The sequence below is a fragment of the Phytohabitans aurantiacus genome (assembly GCF_027923225.1).
Lineage (GTDB): Bacteria > Actinomycetota > Actinomycetes > Mycobacteriales > Micromonosporaceae > Phytohabitans > Phytohabitans aurantiacus.
This window is the reverse complement of the sequence record NZ_BSDI01000040.1, coordinates 50,020-66,080: the sequence shown is the minus strand read 5'-3', so window position 1 is coordinate 66,080 and position 16,061 is coordinate 50,020. Positions and strand designations below refer to the sequence as shown.

14 protein-coding genes are annotated in these 16,061 nt (G+C 70.1%); 5 read left to right on the top strand and 9 right to left on the bottom strand.

Annotated features, from left to right (window positions below):
- Positions 1 to 230: 230 nt before the first annotated feature.
- The 5 genes from QMG73_RS31710 to QMG73_RS31690 all read right to left on the bottom strand — a co-directional run bounded on the left by QMG73_RS31710 (position 231) and on the right by QMG73_RS31690 (position 5,255).
- Entirely contained in the window at positions 231 to 884 is a 654-nt protein-coding gene (locus tag QMG73_RS31710) for a DivIVA domain-containing protein (RefSeq protein ID WP_281901798.1), read from the bottom strand.
- A 318-nt stretch (positions 885 to 1,202) separates the two neighbouring features.
- Positions 1,203 to 2,435 carry an NAD(P)/FAD-dependent oxidoreductase gene (locus QMG73_RS31705; RefSeq protein WP_281901796.1) on the bottom strand — a complete coding sequence of 411 codons (1,233 nt, stop codon included), beginning with the start codon at positions 2,433 to 2,435 and terminating at the stop codon, positions 1,203 to 1,205.
- Position 2,436: 1 nt separating this feature from the next.
- On the bottom strand, positions 2,437 to 3,645 hold the full coding sequence (locus tag QMG73_RS31700) for a deoxyguanosinetriphosphate triphosphohydrolase (RefSeq protein ID WP_281901794.1): 1,209 nt from the start codon (positions 3,643 to 3,645) through the stop codon (positions 2,437 to 2,439).
- A gap of 89 nt (positions 3,646 to 3,734) precedes the next feature.
- Entirely contained in the window at positions 3,735 to 4,838 is a 1,104-nt protein-coding gene (locus QMG73_RS31695) for a mannose-1-phosphate guanylyltransferase (RefSeq protein WP_281901793.1), read from the bottom strand.
- A 63-nt stretch (positions 4,839 to 4,901) separates the two neighbouring features.
- Positions 4,902 to 5,255 carry a VOC family protein gene (locus tag QMG73_RS31690; protein WP_281901791.1) on the bottom strand — a complete coding sequence of 118 codons (354 nt, stop codon included), beginning with the start codon at positions 5,253 to 5,255 and terminating at the stop codon, positions 4,902 to 4,904.
- 284 nt (positions 5,256 to 5,539) lie between these two features.
- On the opposite strand from QMG73_RS31690, the gene QMG73_RS31685 reads away from it, so the two are divergent.
- From QMG73_RS31685 to QMG73_RS31670, 4 genes are read left to right on the top strand one after another with little or no spacing between them, the layout of a single operon-like run.
- Positions 5,540 to 5,959, top strand: a complete 420-nt coding sequence (locus QMG73_RS31685; RefSeq protein WP_281901790.1) for a hypothetical protein — start codon at positions 5,540 to 5,542, stop codon at positions 5,957 to 5,959.
- A 40-nt stretch (positions 5,960 to 5,999) separates the two neighbouring features.
- Positions 6,000 to 6,932, top strand: a complete 933-nt coding sequence (locus tag QMG73_RS31680) for a DUF4388 domain-containing protein (RefSeq protein ID WP_281901789.1) — start codon at positions 6,000 to 6,002, stop codon at positions 6,930 to 6,932.
- Positions 6,933 to 6,965: 33 nt separating this feature from the next.
- Entirely contained in the window at positions 6,966 to 7,430 is a 465-nt protein-coding gene (locus QMG73_RS31675) for a roadblock/LC7 domain-containing protein (RefSeq protein ID WP_281901787.1), read from the top strand.
- A gap of 37 nt (positions 7,431 to 7,467) precedes the next feature.
- Positions 7,468 to 7,839: a hypothetical protein gene (locus QMG73_RS31670; RefSeq protein WP_281901785.1), complete on the top strand. Its 372-nt coding sequence runs from the start codon at positions 7,468 to 7,470 to the stop codon at positions 7,837 to 7,839.
- 51 nt (positions 7,840 to 7,890) lie between these two features.
- Here QMG73_RS31670 and ppdK read toward each other — a convergent pair whose 3' ends face one another.
- Genes ppdK through QMG73_RS31655 form a run of 3 tightly spaced genes read right to left on the bottom strand, consistent with a single transcriptional unit; the run spans position 7,891 to position 12,979 of the window.
- A complete protein-coding gene (gene ppdK / locus QMG73_RS31665) occupies positions 7,891 to 10,560 on the bottom strand; it encodes a pyruvate, phosphate dikinase (protein WP_281901783.1) in 2,670 nt (889 codons plus the stop codon).
- Positions 10,561 to 10,575: 15 nt separating this feature from the next.
- Positions 10,576 to 11,577, bottom strand: a complete 1,002-nt coding sequence (cydB, locus tag QMG73_RS31660; RefSeq protein ID WP_281901781.1) for a cytochrome d ubiquinol oxidase subunit II — start codon at positions 11,575 to 11,577, stop codon at positions 10,576 to 10,578.
- Positions 11,578 to 11,587: 10 nt separating this feature from the next.
- Positions 11,588 to 12,979 carry a cytochrome ubiquinol oxidase subunit I gene (locus QMG73_RS31655; RefSeq protein WP_281901779.1) on the bottom strand — a complete coding sequence of 464 codons (1,392 nt, stop codon included), beginning with the start codon at positions 12,977 to 12,979 and terminating at the stop codon, positions 11,588 to 11,590.
- 126 nt (positions 12,980 to 13,105) lie between these two features.
- Here QMG73_RS31655 and QMG73_RS31650 point away from each other — a divergent pair, with 126 nt between their 5' ends.
- Entirely contained in the window at positions 13,106 to 13,660 is a 555-nt protein-coding gene (locus QMG73_RS31650) for a cyclic nucleotide-binding domain-containing protein (RefSeq protein WP_281901777.1), read from the top strand.
- On the opposite strand, the gene QMG73_RS31645 is transcribed toward QMG73_RS31650, so the two are convergent.
- Positions 13,614 to 16,007, bottom strand: coding sequence for a phosphoketolase family protein (locus tag QMG73_RS31645; protein WP_281901776.1), 2,394 nt, complete (start codon positions 16,005 to 16,007; stop codon positions 13,614 to 13,616). The two genes, QMG73_RS31650 and QMG73_RS31645, sit on opposite strands and share 47 nt — an antisense overlap.
- Positions 16,008 to 16,061 lie beyond the last annotated feature (54 nt).

The window sequence follows — 16,061 nt, the reverse complement described above, 5'->3', positions numbered from 1 at the left end:
GGCCGTGGGTGTAACGCTGGGTCGCGCGCCGGAGCCTGACAGATCGCCGCAACGCCTGGCTCGACGACGCCGCTCAAGGAGAAGTCCATCGATCAAGGGCAAATACACGCGGAAAAGAGATCCAACCGCGTGCATTCGCCCTTGATCGGCGCGGAGAGACCGCGGCGCGGACGCCGCGTAGACGCGGCGCGGCCGTAGCGCGGCGCGGCCGTGGCGCGGAGGGCGCGCTGTTAGGCGGCGGTGGTGGCGCGTTGGGACGGGACGGGGCTGGTCGGGGTCGGGTCGGCCTCGGGCTCGGCGGGCGCCGGCTCCTCGATGGCCTCGGCGTTGACCTGGGGCTCGTCGACCCAGAGCGCGCGGAGCTGGTTCTGCATGAACGAGGTGAGGCGAGTCCGGTACTCCCGGTCGAAGCTCTCCAGTGCCTCGATCTGCCGCTGCAGCGCCTCCCGCTTGGCGGCCAGGCTGCCGACGACGTCCTGGTACTTCTGCTCGGCCTGGTGCCTGAGCTCCTCGGCGGACACCTGTGCGTGCTTGGCCATGTCGTCGGCCTTGGTGCGCGCCTCGGAAAGGATCGTCTCCGCCTCGCGGTGCGCCTTGTCGGAGCGCGACTGGGCTTCGCGGGCGATCTGAGCGGCCGAGGCGTGCGCGGCCGACAACGCCTTTTCGGCCTCCTGCTGGAGGCCCTGGGCGTTAGCCTGCGCCTCGCGGATGATCTGCTCCGCGCTGGCCTGCGCGTCCGCGCGGATCCGCTCGACCTCGCGCCGGGCGCTGGCGACGTGCTCCTCGGCGGTGCGTTGCGCCAGCGTGAGGACCTGCAGGGCCTGGTGCTGCTGCGCGACGGGGTCGGCTGCGGCGACGGCCACCTGCTCCAGAGTCTCGCTCATTCCAGATGGCCCTCCGAGTAGTCCCTTGACACGACCCTTCATGCCACTGTCAGACACGAGATGACCTCCCCTGTGTCGCTGCAGCCGTAGCCGTGAGTCGGCGGCAGAGTATCAAGCTCTCGCCAGCCACGGGAGGGGGAACTGCGCGATGTAGCCGTGCCACTTCGCGGCGTCACCGCCGCCGGCCCGGACCACCGATCAAGGGCAACTGCATCGATCGAGGGCAAAAGCACGCGGAAAAGCGATCCAACCACGTGCATTCGCCCTTGATCGACGGAAGAGAGACGGCGGGAGAGCGGGTGGGGACGGCGGGTGGGGCTACGGGAGGAGGGACGATAGGGGGATGGAGGGGTCGGACAGACGGGTCTCGTCTATTGGCTGGCCGGCGAAGCCGGCGCGCACCAGGGCCTGGATGTCGTCCTGGACGTCCCAGACATTGACGTTCATGCCGGCGAGGACGCGGCCGCCCTTGACCCAGAACGCCACGAACTCGCGCCCCGCCACGTCGCCCCGGAATATGACGGAGTCGTACGAGCCCTGGGGTGCCCAGCCCGCGTACTCCATGCCCAGGTCGTACTGGTCGGTGAAGAAGTACGGCACGCGGTCGTAACTGACCGCCTGGCCGAGCATCGAGCGGGCGGCGGCCGGGCCACCGTTGAGCGCGTTCGACCAGTGCTCGACCCTGATCCGCTCGCCGATCAGCGGGTGCTCGAAGGAGGCGACGTCGCCGCACGCGTACACGTCGGGGTTGGCAGTACGCAGCGCGGCGTCGGTGACCACGCCGTTGTCGACGGCCAGCCCGGCGGCCTCGGCCAACTCGGTGGCGGGCCGGATGCCGACGCCCGCCACGACCAGGTCGGTGGGCACCTCGGTGCCGTCTTCGAGCACCGCGTGGGTGACCCGGCCACCGAGCCCACCGAACTCCCGGATCCCGACGCCGAACCGGAACTCGACCCCGTGTGCCACGTGCAGGTCGCGGAAGACGGCCGCCACCTCGTCGCCGATCACGCGGCGCAGCGGCAGCGAGTCCAGCTCGACCACGGTGACCGGGCAGCCGTGCTCGCGGGCGGCGGCGGCTACCTCCAGCCCGATCCAGCCGGCGCCGACGACGAGCACCTGGTTACCGGCGCGGAGCCGTTCGAGCAGCGTCTCGGCTTCGTCGACGGTGCGCAGATAGCGGACGCCGCTCAGCTCGGCGCCCGCCACGGACAGCGTGCGGACCCGGGAGCCCGTGGCGAGCAGCAGCTTGTCGTACGCCAGCTCGACCACGCCGTCGAGCGTGACGGTGCGAGCGGCGACGTCGAGGTTGGTGGCCCGGCGGCCCAGCATCAGCTCGACGTCGTGCTCCGCGTACCAGGACTCGTCGTGCACGAACGCCTTGTCGCGCGGCTCCTTGCCGAGCATGTACCCCTTGGACAGTGGCGGCCGCTCGTACGGCCGCTCGGTCTCCTCGCCGACGAGCACGATCCGCCCGTCGAAGCCCTCGGCGCGTAGCGTCTCCGCCGCCTTCGCGCCCGCGAGGGACGCACCGATGATCACGAACGTGGGCATGTCAGCCTCCCGTCAACCGCTGATGCCAGGCTACGGCCGCCGGGTCGGTCAGGGAGGCCACCTGGTCGACAACCACGCGAAGCCGCGCGGCGTCGTCGGGAGCGGCCTTCCACAGCGGCTCGAATACCGGATCGAGTCCGTCCGGCGCCCTGATCGTAAGCGCCCGGACCAGCTCCGTGAGGATCTCGCGCTGCTCGACGTATCGATGCTCGGCGTTCGGCCGGCGCATGACGTATCGCAGCGCCATGCCCTTGAGCAGCGCGGACTGTGCCCGTACGGCCCGCGGCACGACGAGATCGGCCGCGTACCGCCGTAGTGGACCGTCGCCGAAACGTTCCTGGGTCGCCTCGACGGCTCCCGCCACGAACCGGCCGATGAGGACACTCGTGACGCCCTTGAGAGCGGCCAGCGCGCCGTGGCTGCCGTCGTACCGCGACAGGGGCGCGAGCACCGGATCGGCGAGCAGGTCGACGAGCGCCTCTTCGAGGTCGGCGGCGGACTCGGCGGAGTACGCCTCGGCCACGTCGGCGCACAGGCCGGCCCGCTCGTCGCGGTCGTCCAGCAGCCCGCGAAACGCGATGTAGCCGCCGTGGACGCCGTCTTCGACATCGTGGACCGAGTACGCCACGTCGTCGGCCCAGTCCATGACCTGGGCTTCCAGGCACCGGGTCTCGCCCGGCGCGCCGGCGCGCACCCAGTCGAACACCGCGGCGTCGTCGGCGTAGACGCCGAACTTGCGCTGGCCGGGCCGGCGCCGCCACGGGTACTTGCAGGTGGCGTCCAGGGAGGCTCGCGTCAGGTTGAGGCCGGCACCCTCCACCTTGGCTTCCAGCCGAGCCAGTACCCGAAGGGTCTGCGCGTTGCCCTCGAACCCGCCACAGTCCCGCGCTGCCTTGTCCAGGGCGTCTTCGCCGTTGTGCCCGAACGGCGGGTGGCCCAGGTCGTGCGCCAGCGCCGCCGTGTCCACCACGTCGGGGTCGCAGCCGAGCCGCGCCCCCATCTCGCGGGCGATCTGCGCCACTTCGAGCGAGTGGGTGAGCCGCGTGCGGAGGAAGTCGTCCGACCCGGCCGTGTGGACCTGGGTCTTCGCGGCGAGCCGCCGGAACGCCGCCGAGTGCAGCACCCGGGCACGGTCTCGCTCGTACGGGCTGCGCCCGTACCCGGTGTCCTTGGGCGGCTCGAAGACGAGGCGCTCGGAATCCCGACTCACTCCAGGAGCCTAGCCCTGCCCCTTCGTGATCAGGGCGTCCCTGAAGGCGTTAGGGCAGCTTGAGGGACGCCCTGATCACGAAGAGGGGGTCAGCAGTATGCGGGGGCTACCTCGGCGAGGCGCTCGACGACCTGGCGGATGTCCTGGATCTGGGCCCGGCCGGCGACCAGCAACCCGTCGTCGAGGTCGACGACCACGCTGTCACGGACGCCGACCAGCGCGATGGGCCGCGGCGTGGCCTGCAGCACGAGGTTGTCGGACGCGTCGATGCCGATGATCAGCTCGGGGCGCGGGCTGACCACCACGGTGCCGTCGGGCTCGGCCCAACCGTCGGCGAGCACCGCGTACAGCTCGTTCCAGTTGCCGACGTCGCTCCACCGGAAGTCGGCCGGCAGCACGTAGATGTTGGACGCCTTCTCCGTCATCGCGGTGTCGACCGGCGCCGCCTCCACAGTGGCGTACACCTGGGCGATGGCGGCCCTGTCAGCGGTGCCGCGCAACGGGGCGAGCGCGCGGTACAGGCTGGGGGCGTACTCAGCAAGGCTGGCGAGGAACGTGTCGACGTGAAACGTGTAGTAGTTGGCGTTCCACAGGTACCGTCCAGAGTCGACGAACGCGCGAGCCGTTGCCGCGTCGGGCTTCTCGGTGAACCGGGCCACCTCCAGCAGCGTCCGGTCCCCTACCTCGATGGTGTCGGCGCCCACCTCGATGTACCCGAGTCCCGTGTTGGCGAACGTGGGTGGCACGCCCAGCACGGCGACCACCGGATGGTCGTACGCGGCCTCGGCGGCGGTGAGCAGCGCGGCGCGAAAGCGTTCCCCGTCGGCGACGTAGTGGTCGGCCGGGAGGTTGACGACCACGGCGTCCGGGCAGCGCGCGGAGACGATCTCGGCGGCGACGCCCATGGCGGGCGCGGTGTCGCGGCCGCACGGCTCCGCGATGATGTTTTCCGGTGCCAGGTCGGGCAGTTGGGCGGCGACGTCGGCGGCGAACCGCTCGGTCGTGACGACCAGGACGCGGTCGAGCGGGATGATGTCGACGACCCGGTCGACGGCCTGCTGCAGCAGCGACCGCCCACCGCCGAGCAGGTCGATGAACTGCTTGGGACGACCCTGCCGCGAGAGCGGCCAGAGTCGGGTACCGAAGCCGCCCGCGAGCACCACGCCGTAGAGGTTCTGTGGATCGAAGCCCACTATGTCCGCCTTACCCTTAATTGCGCCGTTTGCGCAGGGTAGCACGAAATGGACATATATGAGCTAGCCGCGCTGGCGCAGCACGCAGAACTCGTTTCCCTCGGGATCGGCGAGCACGACCCAACTCACGTCGTCGCCCTGGCCCACGTCGACGTGCCGGGCGCCCATGTTGACCAGGCGCTCCACCTCGGCCTCCTGATCGGAGGGGCGCAGGTCGATGTGCAGGCGGTTCTTGATGGTCTTGCTTTCGGGTACCGCCACGAAGATCAGGCCGGGCAGCGCGTCGGGCGTGCGGCGGATCTCCACCTCGTCGGGCTTTTCGTAGGTGATCTGGTAGCCGAGCGCCTCTGCCCACCAGCGCGCCAGTCGCGGTGGGTCCTGAGAGTCAACGACCAGGTTCTCCCACTGGCTGCCCATGGGTCGCACCTCCGTTGTCACCGTACCGACGAAGTCAAAGTGACGCTTAGGTTACGCCGAGCTTCCAAGTCCCGCCGGCCGCACAACCGCCGATCAGTCGAGACTTGCTGGCCGATCGCCGACCGTGACGGCTATGGCAATGACCAATAGCGGCGAGTAGCGTCCGCCGAGGCGGAAGGTAAGCAGGTCGGCAGCGGTGCCGGCCGTCCACCCACGATGCTCGAAGTTCGACGACCACCAGGCCGGAGCGGTCGCCGGAGTTTCCTTCGGGCGGAGGAGCGCACGTGTCCGGCATTGACGACTGCCTCGTGCAGGCCATGGCCATCCCCGGCGCCATCGGGACGGGCCTCGTCGACTACAGCTCTGGCTTCGCCCTCGGCACCGCTGGGCGGGCGCCCGCGGAGGATCCGGACGGCGCCTGGGCGGGCGCCTCAGAGGTCGTGAACACAGCCGTCAACCGGGCGCCATTCGCGTCGACCCGGCCGGGCGACCGCGTAGAGGACATCATCGTCACCACGCTCGGTGGCTACCACATCTTTCGGCAGGTACACACGCAGTTCGACAGCCGGTTGGTGCTCTACCTATGGCTGGATCGCAGCGTCGCCAACCTCGCGATCGCCCGAAGAAAGCTGCAGCTTCTCGCCGACAACCTCGTCGCCGCCTCCGCGGCCGTACCGGCGCCCGCGTCGGGCGCTGGACGCTGAACGTCGCCCCGTAGCCACCACAGCCTCGTGAGGAGTGCCGGTGAAGTCCGGTCGTGCGGTCCTGCCCCGACGGGTGCTCACCCAACTCGCCGGTGCCGCTGAGACCGGCGCCCTGTACGTGGAGGGCGAGCCGGGCGGCACGCTGTACCTGGCCGGCGGGCTGGTCAGTTACGCCGAGTCGCCCTCGACGCCCGACGCGGGTGAGCTGCTGACCGCGTCCGGGCGGGTGCCGCCGCACGTCTGGCACACCGTGGTGACCGGCACCTCGGACACTGGCGCCGGTGCGCAGCTGGTCGCGCAGGGCCACCTGACCCAGGGCGAGTTGGAGCTGTGCGTGCTCGGCGCGCTCTACGACGCCGCCTTCTTCGTGCTCTCCCCCACGCCGGCCCGGGTCCGGTTCGAGCCCGGCGGTACGCACCCGCTCGGCGGGGTGTGCCGGGTCGACCCGGCGGTACTCGGCCGAGAGGTGACCCGCCGGCGTAAGCAACTCGACGAGGCGCATCCCGGGTCCGCGGTGGACAGTGCGCCGATCACGCCCGTGCTTCGCGCGCCCGTGCCCCGCCTGGCGTTGACCGCCGCGCAGTGGGAGCTGGTGGTGCACGCCGACGGGAAGCGCACCGCCGCCGAGATCGCCCGGCTGCTCGGGCGGGCGGGGTACACCACGCTGCTGGAGCTGCGCCGGCTCGCCGCAGCCGGTCTGGTCACAGTGGACGGTGATGACGGGCCGGTCGCGGCGGAACCCGCGCCCGCGGGTCCAAAGACCGGCCCCGCCACACCACCCCGTAAGGCACAGATCGCTCGAAAGCCGGCCAGCCCGGCTCGGCGTACCCAGAAAAACCGCGCGACGGAGGGTGAGCTGCCGCAACGCAGTCCCGGCGCGGAGCTGCCCCCGGTCGAGGCGGCCTTGGCCACCGAAGAACCGGACGTGCCGCTGCTGAAACGCATCCGATCGGGGCTCAAAGCTCTGCGTTGACGACACAGGGTCGATAAAACAAGGGGGGAATAGATGGACGCGCTGGCGGAACTGCTCGCGCTCCGCCGCCGGCTGCCCGACGTGGCCGGCACCGTGCTGGCCGCCGTCGACGGCATGCTCATCGCGAGCGACCTGCGGGACGGCGGGTCGGCTGTCGAAGCCGAGACCGTAGCGGCGATGTGCGCGACGACCTTGGGACTGGGGCAGCGGTTCGCGGCCACGGTCGGCCAGGGCGGGCTGATGGAAGTCGTGATGCGCGCCGCGGGCGGTTACATCGCCACGTACGCCGCCGGCGGCGGCGCGCTGCTCACGGTGCTGGCGCATCCGCACGCCAACGTGGCCCGACTGCACCTGGAGGCGCGACGTTCGGCGGAACGCATTGGCCGGCTACTCGACGTCTACGCGGCAGCGCCGCCGCAACCCGACTCCGCATCCACCCACCACGGCGGGCCACTCGCTACCCGCACCCCGATGGCCACTCTCAACCAGCGGGCCTGACGTCCGGCACTCACATCTCACCCGAAAGGAACCTGGCATGGCCGACATGGACACCGCCCTCAAGCAGGCGATGCAGATCGACGGAGCGATCGGCGTGGCGCTGGTCGACTACACGAGCGGGATGGCGCTCGGCACCGTCGGCGGCGGCAAGGAGCTCGACCTCACCGTCGCCGCCGCCGGCAACACCGACGTGGTGCGCGCCAAGCTGCGCGCCATGGAGTTGCTGGCGCTGAAGGAGACGATCGAGGACATCCTGATCACGCTTGACACCCAGTACCACCTGATCCGGCCGCTGACCGGTCGCGCGGGCAAGGGCCTGTTCATCTACCTGGCCCTCAACAAGGCCCGTGCCAACCTCGCGATGGCGCGCCACCAGCTGCGCTCGATCGAGGAAGACCTGGACGTCTGAACTTCGTACGAACGCCCCCGCCGTCACTGGACGACCGGCGGGGGCGTGCGGTTAGCGGCTGTCGGAGCCGTCGGAGTGCACGGACGCGCGCCCGGCCTCCAGTCGGGCCACCGGCACCCGGAATGGCGAGCACGACACGTAGTCGAGGCCCGCGTCTTCGAAGAAGTGCACGGAGTCGGGGTCGCCCCCGTGCTCCCCACAAACGCCGATCTTGAGGTCTGGACGCGCGGTCCGGCCCTCGTCGACGGCGATCCGCACGAGCCGCCCGACCCCGTCGCGGTCGATCGACTCGAACGGCGACACACCGAAGATGCCCAACTCCAGGTAGCGGGGGAAGAACGCGCCCTCGACGTCGTCGCGGGAGAACCCCCAGCCCATCTGGGTCAGGTCGTTGGTGCCGAACGAGAAGAACTCGGCCGCCTCGGCGATCTGGTCGGCGGTGAGGGCCGCTCGCGGTACCTCGATCATCGTGCCGATCGGGATGCCGGACACGCCCGCCTCAGCGATGATCCGCTCCGCCTCCGCGCGTACCGTCTCCAGCTCCTGCACGGCGCCCACGAGCGGCACCATGATCTCCGGCCGCGGCGTGCCGCCCTGGCGCGCGCACTCGGCGGCGGCCTCCGCGATCGCGCGGACCTGCATGCCGAACAGGCCGGGAATCACCAGGCCGAGCCGGACGCCGCGCAGGCCGAGCATCGGGTTCTGCTCGTGCATGCGGCGGACGGCGGCCAGCAGCGCCTCGTCCTTGCCCGCGTCTTCGCCGCGCTCATGCGCGACCGCCACGCGCACCGCCAGGTCTTCGAGCGCCGGCAGGAACTCGTGCAGCGGCGGGTCGATCAGCCGCACGGTGACCGGCAGGCCGTCCATCGCCTGGAAGATCTCGACGAAGTCCGCGCGCTGCAACGGCATCAGCCCGTCCAGCGCCGCCTGCCGCTCCTCGTCGGTGCGGGCCAGGATCAGCCGCTCGACGAGCTCGCGCCGGTCACCCAGGAACATGTGCTCGGTGCGGCACAGGCCGATCCCCTCGGCACCGAACCGCCGCGCACGCGCCGCGTCTTCCCCGGTGTCGGCGTTCGCGCGAACGCGCAGCCGCCGCGCTTCATCGGCGTGCGTGACGAGTCTGTGTACCGCCGCCACGAGCGCGTCGTCGTCTGGTGAGACCTCGCCCTCGAAGTACCGCACCACGGCCGACGGCCGCACCGGTACCTCACCGAGATAGACGCAGCCACTGGTGCCGTCGATCGAGATGACGTCACCCTCGCTGACCGTACGACCGTCCACAGTGAACTTCCGGCCGGCGGTGTCCACTTCGAGGTCGTCGGCCCCGCACACGCACGTCTTGCCCATGCCCCGGGCCACCACGGCCGCGTGGCTGGTCTTACCGCCACGGCTGGTGAGGATGCCCTGCGCGGCGATCATGCCGGGCAGGTCGTCGGGGTTGGTCTCGCGCCGGACCAGGATCACCGGCTCGCCGCCCGCGGCCACCTCGGCGGCGCGCGCGGAGTCGAACACCGCCTTCCCGTACGCCGCTCCCGGCGACGCCGCGATGCCCTTGGCCAGCGCCTCGGGCTCACCCGACAGGTCGAAGCGCGGGAACGTCAGCTGCGCGAGCTGTGCGCCGTTGACCCGCTGGAGCGCCTCGTCGAGGTCGATCAGCCCCTCGTCGACGAGCTGGCTGGCGATGATGAAAGCCGCCGCCGCGGTGCGCTTGCCGACCCGCGTCTGGAGCATCCACAGCTTGCCGCGCTCGATCGTGAACTCGATGTCGCACAGGTCGCGGTAGTGGCCCTCCAGCGTCGCCATGATCGACATGAGCTCGTCGTACGAGGTCTTGTCGAGCCGTTCCAGGTCCTGCAGGGGCACGGTGTTGCGGATGCCGGCCACCACGTCTTCGCCCTGCGCGTTGGCGAGGTAGTCGCCGTACACGCCCTGCGCGCCGGTCGCCGGGTCACGGGTGAACGCGACACCCGTGCCCGAGTCGGAGCCCAGGTTGCCGAAGACCATCGCCATGACGTTCACCGCCGTACCCAGGGTGTGCGGGATGCGTTCCTGCCGGCGGTACAGCGTCGCGCGTTCACTGTTCCAGGAGGTGAAGACCGCCCGGATGGCCAGGTGGAGCTGCTCGCGCGGATCCTGCGGGAACTCGCGGCCGGTGTGCGCCTGAAGGATCTTCTGGTAGGCCGCGACCAGGTGACGCAGGTCGGCGACGGTCAGTTCAGTATCGATCCTGACGCCGGCGTGCACCTTGTGCGCGGCCAGTTCCTCCTCGAACGCCTCGCCCGGCACGCCAAACACCGTCTTGCCGAACATCTGGATCAGGCGCCGGTAGGAGTCCCAGGCGAACCGCTCCCCACCGTAGTGCTGGGCGAGACCCGCGACGCTGGCGTCGGTCAGTCCGATGTCCAGGACGGTGTCCATCATCCCCGGCATGGAGAACTTGCCACCCGAACGCACCGACAGCAGCAACGGGTCCGCCGGGTCGCCGAGCGCGCGGCCCATGCGCGCCTCGACGTGCAGCAGCTGCCGGTTGACCTCGTCGAACAGGCCCTCCGGCACCGCGCCGGTGGCCAGGTACTCCCGGCACGCCTCGGTGCTGATGGTGAACCCCGGCGGCACCGGCAGCCCGAGCCGGGTCATCTCGGCCAGATTGGCGCCCTTGCCACCCAGCAGATCCTTGAGCTCCTTGTTGCCCTCGGTGAAGTCGAAGACGTACTTCGCCATCACGACCGTCCTTTCCTATGCCTGCGGGATGTGGTCGACGCCGATCCGCTTGCGGAAGACCCAGTACGTCCAGCCCTGGTAGGCCAGCACGATCGGGGTGAACACGACAGCGACCCAGGTCATGATCTTCAGCGTGTACGAGGTCGACGACGCGTTGTCGACGGTGAGGCTGTTCGCGGGGTCCACGATGGACGGCAACACGTCCGGGAAAAGCGCGGCGAACAAGCACGCCACGGCGAGCGCGATGGCGGCGGCGGTGCCCGCGAAGGCCCAGCCCTCACGCCGTACCAGGTTGGCGGCCAGCCCGCCGACCAAGGCGAGGGCAGCGAACATGGCCAGGACCGCCGCCGCCGCCCCACCGCGTACGCCGAACAGTGTCCAGGCCAGGAACCCCACCGCGAGCGCCGCGGCGGCCAGGCCGGTGCGGCCTGCGAGCACGTTGGCACGCTCGCGTATCTCGCCGGTGGTCTTCAGCGCCAGGAACACCGCACCGTGCGTGGTGAACAGGCTCAAGGTGACCAGACCGCCCAGCAGCGCATACGGGTTCAGCAGCGCCCAGAAACCGCCGACGTACTCGTGGGTGGCGTCCAGCCGAACCCCGCGCACGATGTTGCCGAAGGCTACGCCCCACAGCAGCGCGGGCAGCAGGGAGCCGAAGAAGATGGCCCTGTCCCACCATGACTTCCACTGTGGATCGTCGCGCTTGCCGCGGTACTCGAAGGCCACGCCGCGCAGTATGAGCGCGACGAGGATCAACAGCAGCGGCAGGTAGAAGCCGGAGAACAGGGTGGCGTACCACTCCGGGAACGCCGCGAACATCGCCCCGCCCGCCGTGAGAACCCACACCTCGTTGCCGTCCCAGACCGGGCCGATGGTGTTGATGAGCACGCGGCGCTGCCGGTCGTCGCGGCCGAGCAGGGGCAGCAGGATGCCGACGCCGAAGTCGAAGCCCTCCAGCACGAAGTAGCCGGTGAAGAGGATCGCGATGAGGATGAACCAGATGGTCGAGAGGTCCACGGCGCTTCTCCTAGTACGCGAACGCGAGCGGGCGGTCGTCGGTGTCGGTCTCCGGTGGCGGTGCCGGATCGGGCAGGCCGGGCCTGATGAAGCGCAGCAGCAGCTTCACCTCGACGACGGCGAGGAGTCCGTACAGGAGGGTGAAGCCGGCCAGCGAGGTCACCACCTCGCTCGCGGAGACGGTGCGCGAGACGCCGTCGCGGGTGAGCATCTCGCCGAACACGATCCACGGTTGCCGGCCCATCTCGGTGAAGATCCAGCCGAACGCGTTCGCGGCCAGCGGCAGCAGCGGCAGCACGATGCCGGCCCGCACCAGCCACCGCGAGGTGGGCCGGCGGCCCTTGCGATGGGTCCACAGCGCCCAGGCGGCGACCAGCGCGGTGAGCAGCCCGAACCCGATCATCAGCCGGAAGCTCCAGTACGTGACCGGGATGATCGGGGTGTAGGAGCCGGCGCCGTACTGGGCGGAGTACCGGGCCTGCAGGTCGTTGACCCCCTCGACGGCGGCGTTGACATCGCCCTGGCCGAGCCACGAGAGCAGTCCGGGAATCTTCAGCGCGTACACCTCGCGGCTGCCGTCCAGCGAGCCGATCGTGAACACCGAGAGCCCGGCGGACCGCTCGGTCTCGTACAGCCCTTCGGCGGCGGCCATCTTCATTGGCTGCACATCCGTCATGATCTTGCCTTGGATGTCGCCGGTGACGAGCGTGGCGAGCGCGGCGACCATGGTCACCCACGCGCCAAGGCGCAGCGCCGGCCGGAACTCCTCGGCGCCGTTGCGGACCAGGTGCCACAGTGCGATGGCGAGCATGAGCGCGCCGGCGACCAGGAAGCAGCCCGCGACCGTGTGCGGGTACGTCACCAGCGTCACCTTGTTGGTCAGCACGGCGGCGAAGTCGGTGAGCTCGGCGCGGCCGGTGTCGGGGTTGAACCGGTAGCCGACCGGGTTCTGCATCCACGAGTTGGCGGCGAGGATGAAGTACGCGGATAGCTGCGTGCCGATGGCCACGGCCCAGATGCAGGCCAGGTGCACCTTCTTCGGCAGCTTGTCCCAGCCGAAGATCCACAGTCCGAGGAAGGTGGATTCGAGGAAGAACGCCAGCAGCGCCTCGATGGCCAGGGGCGCGCCGAAGATGTCGCCGACGAAGCGCGAGTAGTCGCTCCAGTTCATGCCGAACTGGAACTCCTGCACGATGCCGGTCACCACGCCCATCGCGAAATTGATCAGCAGTAACTTGCCGTAGAACTTCGTCAGCCGCAGCCACCGTTCGTCGCCGGTGCGCACCCATGCCGTTTGCAGGCCGGCGACGAGAGCCGACAGGCCGATGGTGATCGGCACGAAGAGGAAGTGGTAAACGGTGGTGACACCGAACTGCCACCGTGCCAGGTCCAAAGCATCCACGGGATCAAGATTCGCGGTGAGGGCCGCCGCGCGGGCAGGGCCGGAAGGCCCTAGTCGGCCGGGACCGGTGACCCTGAACACCCGTGCGTGGACCTGGTGTGCTGGTACGAAACAGGAGGTGTCGCCATGATTACGACCGCGTACGACCTGCTGGCCGGGCACCCGTTCCTGCATGGCATGTCCCGCCAGCACCTGGACCGGCTGGCGCTGTGGGGCCGCCGTTCGTCCTTCCACGCCGGCACCCGGATCTTCTCCGAGGGTGGGGTGGCTGACCGGTTCTGGCTGATCCGGGACGGCGCCGTCGAGCTGGATACGGAGGTGCCGGGCCGCGGCCGGGTCGTGGTCGAGACGCTCGGCGGCGGCAGCGTGCTGGGCTGGTCCTGGCTGTTCCCGCCGTACCGGTGGCACTTCGGCGCCACCGCTGTCGAGCCCACGCTCACCGTCGAGCTGGACGGCAAGGGCATCTACCGACTGTGCGCGGAGGACCCGGCTCTGGGGTTCGAGCTCACCGCCGGTTCGTTCAGGTGGTCGTCGAGCGCTTACAAGCCACCCGGTCCCGCCTTCTCGACCTGTGACGGCAACAGCAACGGCAACGGGGTCCCCCGCCGCGGCAGGGGACCCCGTTGCCGTCCGGTCAGGGTGTCGTTTCGGCCTCCTCGCGGATCCAGCGCCATTCGGTGACCTCGGGTGCGTCTTCGCCGTGCCGGCGGGTGTGGTCGCGGCATTGTTGGCGGGCGTCGACCATGGCCTGGCGCAGGTGGGCGGCGCGCGCGCCGAGCCCTGGCACCCGGTCGATGACGTCGATGACCAGGTGGTACCGGTCGAGGTCGTTGAGCATGACCATGTCGAACGGTGTGGTGGTGGTGCCTTCCTCCTTGTAACCGCGCACGTGCAGGTTGCGGTGGTTGGTGCGGCGGTAGGTGAGCCGGTGGATCAGCCACGGGTACCCGTGGTAGGCGAAGATGATCGGTTTGTCGGTGGTGAAGATGGTGTCGAACTGGGTGTCGGGCAGCCCGTGCGGGTGTTCGCTGTCGGGTTGCAGGCGCATCAGGTCGACGACGTTGACCACGCGTACCTTCAGGTCGGGCAGGTGCCGGCGCAGCAGGTCGGCGGCGGCGAGCGTTTCGAGGGTGGGCACGTCGCCGGCGCAGGCGAGCACGACGTCCGGTTCGGCGTCGGCGTCGGTGCTGGCCCAGTCCCAGATGCCCAGGCCGCGCCGGCAGTGCAGGATCGCCTCGTCCATGGTCAGCCAGCTGGGGGCGGGCTGCTTGCCGGCCACGACGACGTTGATGTAGTGCCGGCTGCGCAGGCAGTGGTCCATCGTGGACAGCAGCGTGTTGGCGTCCGGCGGCAGGTACACGCGGACGACTTCGGCCTTCTTGTTGACGACGTGGTCGATGAAGCCGGGGTCCTGGTGGGAGAAGCCGTTGTGGTCCTGGCGCCACACGTGCGAGGAGAGCAGGTAGTTCAGCGAGGCCAGGGGCCGGCGCCAGGGGATGTGCCGGGTCACCTTGAGCCACTTGGCGTGCTGGTTGACCATCGAGTCGACCACGTGGATGAACGCCTCGTAGCTGGTGAACACGCCGTGCCGGCCGGTGAGTAGGTACCCCTCGAGCCAGCCCTGGCACAGGTGCTCGGACAGCACCTCCATGACCCGGCCGTCGGGGGAGAGGTGGTCGTCGCCGTCGCGGATCTGCGCGGTGTACGCCCGGTCGGTGACCTCCAGGGCGGCGCCGAGCCGGTTCGAGGTGACCTCGTCCGGGCCGAACAGCCGGAATCGGTCGGGGTTGGCCCGGATGACGTCGCGCAGCCAGGTGCCGAACACGCGGGTGGCCTCGGCCATCGGCTCGCCGGGCGTGGGTACGTCGACGGCGTACTGGCGGAAGTCCGGCAGTACCAGGTCGCGCAGTACGACGCCGCCGTTGGCGTGCGGGTTCGCGCTCATCCGCCGGTCACCGGCCGGTGGCAGGGCGGCGAGGTCGTCGATCGGTGCGCCGGTCGCGTCGAACAGCTCCTCTGGCCGGTACGAGCGCAGCCATGCCTCCAGTTGGCGCAGGTGGTCGGGGTTGTCGCGGACCGCCGACAGGGGTACCTGGTGTGACCGGAACGTGCCCTCCACCCGCACGCCGTCGACCTCGCGCGGGCCGGTCCAGCCCTTGGGGGTGCGCAGCACGATGACCGGCCAGCGGGGGCGGGTGCCGTCGCCGGTGGTGCGGGCGTGCCGCTGGATGCCGGCGATCTCATCGAGGGCCTTGTCGAGGGTGCCGGCGAACTGTTGGTGCACGGTGTCGGGATCGTCGCCCGAGACCACGTAGGGCTCGTACCCGAAGCCGCGCAGCATCGCGATGAGGTCGTCGGGCGGGATCCGGTCCAGCGCGGTCGGGTTGGCGATCTTGTACCCGTTGAGGTGCAGGATGGGCAGCACCGCACCGTCCCGGGCCGGGTTGAGGTACACGTTGGAGAGCCAGCTGGCGGCGAGCGGGCCGGTCTCGGCCTCGCCGTCGCCGATGACGCAGGCGACCAGCAGGTCGGGGTTGTCGAACGCGGCGCCGTATGCGTGCATCAGGGAGTATCCGAGTTCGCCGCCCTCGTGGATCGAGCCGGGCACCTCCGGCGCGACGTGGCTGGGGATGCCGCCGGGGAACGAGAACTGGCGGAACAGCCGGGCCATGCCGGCCTCGTCGCGGGACACCGACGGGTACAGCTCGCTGTAGGTGCCTTCCAGCCAGGTGTTCGCGACCAGCGCCGGGCCGCCGTGGCCCGGCCCGGTCACGTAGATCGCGGACAGGTCGCGCGCTACGATGGCGCGGTTGAGGTGTACGTAGATCAGGTTCAGCCCGGGGCTGGTGCCCCAATGCCCGAGTAGGCGTGGCTTGATGTGTTCGGGCGCGAGCGGTTCCCGCAGCAGCGGGTTGTCGAGCAGGTAGATCTGCCCGATGGTGAGGTAGTTGGCCGCCCGCCAGTAGGCGTCCAGACGGCGCAGCTCCTCCCCGGTCAGCGGTGCGGCGGTGTCCAGCGTCGTGTCCATACGGTCAGCCTCTCCCAGGTCCGGATACCGTGCTCGGTAATCGCCGATCCCCAG